Origin of the sequence: Geminicoccus flavidas, assembly GCF_009806515.1 — a bacterium.
Classification (GTDB): Bacteria; Pseudomonadota; Alphaproteobacteria; order Geminicoccales; family Geminicoccaceae; genus Geminicoccus; species Geminicoccus flavidus.
In genome coordinates, this window is record NZ_WUJP01000644.1 from 1 (window position 1) to 1,845 (window position 1,845).

At 71.3% G+C, this 1,845-nt stretch carries 3 protein-coding genes; 2 read left to right on the top strand and 1 reads right to left on the bottom strand.

What is annotated here, in order from left to right:
* Positions 1–670 (bottom strand): TMEM43 family protein (locus EQG76_RS18155; protein WP_159715792.1); only part of this gene is annotated, 670 nt, incomplete at its 3' end.
* A 47-nt stretch (positions 671–717) separates the two neighbouring features.
* Here EQG76_RS18155 and EQG76_RS18160 point away from each other — a divergent pair.
* Entirely contained in the window at positions 718–1,362 is a 645-nt protein-coding gene (locus tag EQG76_RS18160; protein WP_200840902.1) for a DNA-3-methyladenine glycosylase family protein, read from the top strand.
* A gap of 26 nt (positions 1,363–1,388) precedes the next feature.
* Positions 1,389–1,845 (top strand): nucleotidyltransferase domain-containing protein (locus tag EQG76_RS18165; RefSeq protein WP_200840903.1); only part of this gene is annotated, 457 nt, incomplete at its 3' end.

Genomic DNA, 1,845 nt, shown 5'->3' on the forward strand with positions numbered 1-1,845 from the left:
CGGCTTGGGCCTGACCGATCATCGTCGCGACCCCGAACGGCACGGACCGGTAGCGCAGCCGGATGTCACCCGGGGCCGGCCGGTCCGGATCGCCCGACCACCACCATTCACCGCCGCGCGCCACCGTGCCGATCCCCGCCACCTCCAGCCGTTCGGGCAGGGCCACCGGATCGGTGGCCGGCAGGGCCAGCCAGAGCGGCGGCTCCGCCTGCCAGGCACTCAGCATCGGCGACGGTGCGACCAGGCTGGCGCTGGACAGGCGCAGCGGCGGGTTGGGGTGGGCGCCGCCGGCATCGCGGAACCGGGTCGAATCGATTCGGACCGCCGACCACACCAGCTCATAGACGAGGTCGCGCCCGCCCTGGGTGTTGATCTGGCGTTCCTGCCACTGCGCGGTCTCGACCTCGCGATCCAGCCGCAGGACCTGGAACGTCCGGCCGAGTGCCGGCTCCTGCACCGGGCCAGCAGCCCTGGTCTCGCCCATGACCCGGACGAACCGCCCGTCCGGCACATCTCCAGGCCGGTCCGCCGCAGCATCGACGACTTCGGCACGGACGGCGGCGCGCAGGTCGGCCGCCGACGCGGCCCGCCATTCATGCCAGACGGAGGCCGCCACCGCCGCCAGCAGGATGAGGCTGCCGATCACGACCGGCACGACCGACTTGCTCAATGAGGCTCTCCTGGGCAGCTTGCGGCTTCAGGTCCTGGGACGGCAGCATGATGGGCTTCACCCCGCTCGACGAGGCCCGGATCCGCCTGGGCATGGACGAACTGGCCGGGCGTGACCCGCAGGTCGCGGGACTGCGCGCCCGGATCGGCGATCCGCCGCCGCGGATCCGCCCGCCGGGCTTCGCCACCCTCCTGCAGATCATGACCGCCCAGCAGATCTCGGTGCGGGCCGCAGCCGCGATCTGGCGCCGGCTGGAGGTGGCGGCCGGGGCCGCACCCGACCATGACTGGCTGGCGGCGCAGACCGTGGAGACGCTGCGGGCATGCGGGATGGGCTACCGCAAGATCGCCCACGCCCAGGCGCTGGCCCGGGCCGTACAGGCTGGCACGCTCCGGCTCGACCGTCACCATGAGGCCAGCGAGGCGGAGATCCTGGCCGAGATCACCGCGCTGCCGGGCTTTGGCCGCTGGAGTGCCGAGATCTATCTCCTGTTCGCGCTGGGCAGGGCCGACGTGCTGCCGGCCGGCGACCTCGCCGTGCAGGTCGGCTACCAGCGCCTGCGCGGCCTGCCAAGCCGGCCGGGCGAACGGGAGCTGCGCCTGGCGACGGAGGGCTGGACGCCCTGGCGTGGTGTCGGCGCCCTGTTCCTGTGGCACTATTACGGTGCGACCACACTGGAAGCGGCGGAATGAGAGCAGTGCCGGACGACGGGACAATCGTGGCGGCGGTGCGTGCCGCCTTTCCGGACGTGGTCGGGATCTGGTTCTTCGGCAGCGCGGCGCTAGGCCCCGCTGGGCCGGAGAGCGACCTGGACATCGCGGTGCTGGAGCCGGGGCGCTATCAGGCAGCTGAACTGCTGGAGGCAAACTGCCGTATGGCCGATCTGCTTTTCTGGGAGCGCATCGATCTGGTCGATCAGCGGGCGGCGAGCCTACCGCTCCGCTTCAGCGTGCTGGCTGAGGGCCGCCGATCCGGATCGGATGGACTTCTACGAGAACAGCTTGGTCGAAATGTTTCAGCGAGAGCAGGTGCAGCGCCAGCCGGCGGTACGGGCATGGGTCGAGCGTCTCGGCCGGGGGATCGATCTGACAGGGGGTCACCGCTGATCGACCGGGTGGTCCTGGCCAAGATCGCGATCATCGGGCGCTGCCTGCAATGCATCGCGGATCGCTATC

Excerpts from the sequence above, each read along its gene's own strand:
- EQG76_RS18160 (WP_200840902.1), top strand. The coding sequence starts at position 718 with ATGATGGGCTTCACCCCGCTCGACGAGGCCCGGATCCGCCTGGGCATG.